This window comes from Bacillota bacterium, assembly GCA_018333655.1.
Lineage (GTDB): Bacteria > Bacillota > UBA994 > UBA994 > UBA994 > BS524.
This window is the reverse complement of the sequence record JAGXTJ010000014.1, coordinates 1-4,665: the sequence shown is the minus strand read 5'-3', so window position 1 is coordinate 4,665 and position 4,665 is coordinate 1. Positions and strand designations below refer to the sequence as shown.

Sequence of the window (4,665 nt, the reverse complement as noted above, 5' to 3'; positions counted from 1 at the left end):
TAAGTCTTTCACCAAGCTCGTTGCCGTGCTGAACGCCGTGGCCCAAGACCACGGCTTGCCAGTGGTGGTGTCAACCCACCCACGCACCCAAAAGCGGGTGGACTTGACAGGTGCCAAGTTTCACCCGCTGGTGCGCCTGCTGAAACCACTGGGCTTTCACGACTACGTAAACTTGCAAATGAACGCCCGTGCCGTACTGTCTGACAGCGGCACGATAAACGAGGAGTCGTCCATCCTCAACTTTCCGGCCCTGAACCTGCGCGAGGCGCACGAGCGCCCCGAGGGCATGGAAGAAGCCGCCGTGATGATGGTAGGCTTGGAGGTAGAGCGCGTGCGCCAGGGCTTGGCCATTTTGCAGACCCAGCCGCGTGGCAGCGAACGTGCGCTGCGCTTGGTGGCCGACTACAGCATGCCCAATGTCAGCGAAAAAGTGGTGCGCATCATTCACAGCTACACCGACTACGTGAACCGCGTGGTGTGGAAGAAATACTGAAGCCGCCTGTGCCCAGACCGATCCGTGTGCTGCTGCTGACCCAGTGGTTTGACCCGGAACCCACCTTCAAAGGCTTGGTATTTGCCCGTGAACTGGTGAAACAGGGTTTTGAGGTGGAGGTGGTGACCGGCTTTCCGAACTACCCTAGCGGTAAGGTGTACCCAGGCTACCGGGTGAAGTGGTTGCAACGCGAGGTTATTGACGGTGTTCAAATCACCCGCGTGCCGCTGTACCCCAACCACGACCAAGCGGCGATCAAGCGGGTGCTAAATTACACCAGCTTTGCCGCTTCGTCGCTTTTCTATGGGTTGTTCTTGGCCAAACGGGCCGATGTGATGTACGCCTACCATCCGCCTTTAACCGTGGGAATTACCGCCAGCATCGTGCGGCTGTTCCGCCGCATTCCAGTAGTTTACGACATTCAAGACATGTGGCCCGACACTTTGCGTGCTACGGGCATGCTGAACAACGAACACGCCTTGCGCCTAGTGGATGCGGTGTGCAACTGGGTGTATAGAAGGGTGGATCGCATTGTGGTGCAGTCGCCGGGGTTCAAGCGCCTGTTAATGCAGCGTGGCGTACCCGAAGCCAAACTCCTTGTGGTGTACAACTGGGCCGACGAAGCGCAACTGGCGGCCCCAGTGGGCGAAGTGCCTGCGGCATTCCCAAGCCATGGTCAGTTTCGCATTCTGTTTGCCGGCAATATGGGCAAGGCTCAGGCGCTGGACACGGTATTGCAAGCGGCCGAGTTGCTACAGCAACAGGGCAGCCGCGTCTGCTGGGTGATGCTGGGCGGCGGCGTGGAGGTGGAGCGCTTGAAAGCCGAAACAGCCCGCAGGCAACTGACTAATGTGGTTTACCTGCCAGCGGTACCCATGGCCCAAGTGGGCACTTATCTGCAAGCCTCCGACGCCCTCCTGGTGCATTTGCGCAAAGACCCGCTGTTTGAAATTACCATTCCGTCCAAAACCCAAGCCTACATGGCGGTGGGTAAACCGTTGCTGATGGCGGTGGATGGAGACGCTGCCGACCTAGTGAAACAATCTGGCGGCGGTGTGGTAGCCGAATCTGAAAACCCACATGCATTGGCGCAGGCTGCAGAGGCCTTGGCCAACACCAGCACCGATGTTTTAGCGGCCATGGGCCAGCAGGCCAAAACGCATTATCAACAGCACTTGAGCTTGACCATGGGTGTTCAGCAGTTTGGTGAATTGTTCAAGCAGTTGGCACAAAGCCGTTGAGCACCATGAAACGCCTGTTTGACCTTGTATTTTCGGCTCTGGGCCTGCTGGCCCTGGCACTGCCCCTGTTGGTACTGGTGTGGCTGGTGCGCCGCAAACTCGGCAGTCCCGTCTTCTTCCGCCAGGTGCGCCCTGGCCTACACGGCCAGCCGTTCGAGATGGTGAAGTTCCGCACCATGACGGATGAGCGCGGGCCTGATGGCGCACTGCTTCCTGATGCGCAGCGCCTCAAACCCTTTGGTCGCTTTCTGCGTGCCAGCAGCATGGACGAGCTGCCCGAGCTGTGGAACGTGCTGCGCGGCGAGATGAGCCTAGTGGGCCCGCGCCCACTGTTGATGGAGTACCTACCCCTATATACACCCGAGCAAGCCCGCCGCCATGCCGTGCGGCCCGGCATCACGGGCTGGGCACAGGTCAATGGCCGCAATGCCATCAGTTGGGAACAGAAGTTCAAGCTCGACGTGTGGTACGTGGACAATCGCAGCCTGTGGTTGGACACCAAAATACTGTGGCTCACCGTGAAAAAGGTGTTGCTGCGGGACGGCATCAGTGCGGCAGGTGAGGCGACCATGCCCAAGTTCACCAATAGCAAACCGAGCGAGCACCAACCATGAAACAAGTAGCGATTTTTGGTGCCAGCGGCTTTGGCCGCGAAGTGATGCCCGTAGCTCGGCAGCAATGGGCTGTGATGAGTGAGTCGCATCAATTGGTGTTTGTGGACGACCACCCACCCGCCGCCGAATGCAATGGCCACCCCGTGCTGACCTACAACCAGTGGATGGCGCTGCCGGCCACCAGCCGGCATATCAACATCGCCATTGCCAGCAGCACCGTGCGCCAGAAGCTGGTGGAGCGCTGCCTGGCCGACGGTGTGCAGTTCTTCGAGCTGCGCGCCACCAACGTGGTGCAGTTGGACGACGTGCAACTGGGCGAAGGGGCCATTCTCTGCCCATTTGTGACGCTCACCAGCAACATCCGAATTGGCAAACACTTTCATGCCAACATCTACAGTTATGTGGCACACGATTGCGTGATCGGCGATTTCGTCACCTTTGCCCCTGGGGTGATGTGCAACGGCAACGTGGTGGTGCAAGACCACGCCTACATCGGCACCGGTGCCGTGATCAAGCAGGGCCAGCCCGGCCAGCCTCTGGTCATTGGCCGTGGCGCAGTGGTGGGCATGGGCGCCGTGGTGACCAAAAGCGTGGCACCAGGGGCCACAGTGGTGGGCAACCCAGCCGCCCCCTTTGTTGGCCGCAAATTGTGAATAAAGAGCCGCAAACTTTATGCTAAATACCGCTTTCTCCCAATGGCCCAGCTTCACCAACGAGGAGGCTGAGGCAGTGCATCGTGTGCTGCTGAGCAACAAGGTCAATTACTGGACGGGCACCGAGTGTCGGGAGTTTGAGCGAGAGTTTGCGGCCTGGGTTGGGGTCGATCATGCCGTGGCGCTGGCCAACGGCACCTTGGCGCTGGACCTGGCCCTTAAAGGCCTTGGCATTGGCCCCGGCGATGAGGTGGTGGTAACGCCGCGCACCTTCATCGCCAGTGTGTCGTGCGTGGTCAATGCCGGGGCCACGCCGGTGTTTGCCGATGTGGAGCCCGATAGTGGCAACCTCTCGGCCCGAACGATCGAGCAGGTTTTGAGCCCGCGCACCAAGGCGGTGATCTGCGTGCATCTGGCAGGCTGGCCCTGCGATATGGACCCGATCATGGCATTGTCTGCACAGCACGGGTTCAAGGTCATCGAGGACTGCGCGCAAGCCCACGGTGCGCGCTACAAGGGGCGCAGCGTAGGCAGCATGGGCCACGTGGGGGCTTGGAGTTTTTGCCAGGACAAGATCATGACGACCGGCGGCGAGGGCGGCATGGTCACGCTGGATGATGAATCCCTATGGCGCGCCATGTGGGCCTACAAAGATCACGGCAAGAGCTTTGCCGCCGTGTACGAGCGGCAGCACCCGCCGGGTTTTCGTTGGTTGCACGAAAGCTTTGGCACCAACTGGCGCATGCTGGAAATGCAGGCGGCCATTGGGCGCATCCAGTTGCGCCGCATGGCCGACTGGACGGCCCGCCGCCAGGCCCACGCAGCGGCGCTGGTTTCGGCAATGCTGCCCTTTGCAGACGAGGGCGGCCCGGTGCGCCTGCCGCAGTTGGGTTGCAGTGGGGGGGGCAACGCATGCGACACGGGTTGTGGCTCCGGTGGTACTAGGTTGTGCGCAAGGGGCTGTGTGCATGGCCAGTACAAGTTCTACGCCTACGTGCGCCCGGACAACCTAGCCCCGGGCTGGACGAGAGATCGGATCATCGAAGCCATTAACGAGCAAGGCGTGCCCTGTTACCAGGGCAGTTGCAGCGAGGTTTACCTAGAAAAGGCTTTTGACGATACGGGCTGGCGGCCCGCTGAACCCCTGCCCGTGGCCCGGTTCTTGGGTGAGACCAGCCTGATGTTTTGGGTTCACCCCACGCTAACTGATGATGAAATCAAAAAAACCTGCGCAGCCTTAAGCCGCGCCTTGTGCGAAGCGTCAATAAACCATGAAGGCGTTATGAAATGAGACGTGCCGAGATTCTGCGGTGCAATGGAGTTGCGCATTGATTTCTTTACTGCAACCACTCGCACCCCCCATCCTCGCCCTGCCGCGCCCCGCCAAGCGAGCCGTAGCGCTGCTGGTGGATTTGGCGCTGTGCGTGCTCTCGGTCTGGCTGGCTTTTTATTTGCGCCTGGGCGAGCTGGTGCCGCTCACCGGGCCGGCGCTGTGGGCGGTGGTGGGCGCGGTGGTGTTGGCGCTGCCGATCTTTGTGGTCTCGGGGCTTTACCGGGCCATTTTCCGCTACAGCGGCTGGCCGGCGCTGCTGGCGGTGGCGCGGGCGGTGGCGGTGTATGCGCTGCTGTATGCGGCGGTCTTTACCGCGATTGAGGTGCCCGGC

Annotated in this window: 6 protein-coding genes; all 6 read left to right on the top strand. The window is 60.7% G+C overall.

The annotated features are described in order from the left end of the window. Window positions 1-493: UDP-N-acetylglucosamine 2-epimerase (locus tag KGZ92_03235; GenBank protein MBS3888303.1), on the top strand; the 493-nt coding region annotated here is incomplete at its 5' end. A gap of 8 nt (window positions 494-501) precedes the next feature. After that, window positions 502-1,734 carry a glycosyltransferase family 4 protein gene (locus KGZ92_03230; protein MBS3888302.1) on the top strand — a complete coding sequence of 411 codons (1,233 nt, stop codon included), beginning with the start codon at window positions 502-504 and terminating at the stop codon, window positions 1,732-1,734. Between the two features lie 5 nt (window positions 1,735-1,739). After that, window positions 1,740-2,348 (top strand): sugar transferase, encoded by a 609-nt coding sequence (locus KGZ92_03225; protein ID MBS3888301.1) that lies wholly within the window; start codon window positions 1,740-1,742, stop codon window positions 2,346-2,348. Beyond that, entirely contained in the window at window positions 2,345-3,001 is a 657-nt protein-coding gene (locus KGZ92_03220) for an acetyltransferase (GenBank protein MBS3888300.1), read from the top strand. The genes KGZ92_03225 and KGZ92_03220 overlap by 4 nt, the downstream gene beginning before the upstream one ends. A gap of 19 nt (window positions 3,002-3,020) precedes the next feature. Then, complete coding sequence (locus KGZ92_03215) at window positions 3,021-4,292, top strand: DegT/DnrJ/EryC1/StrS aminotransferase family protein (GenBank protein MBS3888299.1); 1,272 nt, start codon at window positions 3,021-3,023, stop codon at window positions 4,290-4,292. A gap of 49 nt (window positions 4,293-4,341) precedes the next feature. Then, window positions 4,342-4,665: polysaccharide biosynthesis protein (locus KGZ92_03210; GenBank protein ID MBS3888298.1), on the top strand; the 324-nt coding region annotated here is incomplete at its 3' end.

What these genes read in the sequence shown, in the direction of transcription:
- KGZ92_03225 (MBS3888301.1), top strand. Translation starts at nt 1,740, where the DNA reads ATGAAACGCCTGTTTGACCTTGTATTTTCGGCTCTGGGCCTGCTGGCC.
- KGZ92_03220 (MBS3888300.1), top strand. Translation starts at nt 2,345, where the DNA reads ATGAAACAAGTAGCGATTTTTGGTGCCAGCGGCTTTGGCCGCGAAGTG.
- KGZ92_03215 (MBS3888299.1), top strand. Translation starts at nt 3,021, where the DNA reads ATGCTAAATACCGCTTTCTCCCAATGGCCCAGCTTCACCAACGAGGAG.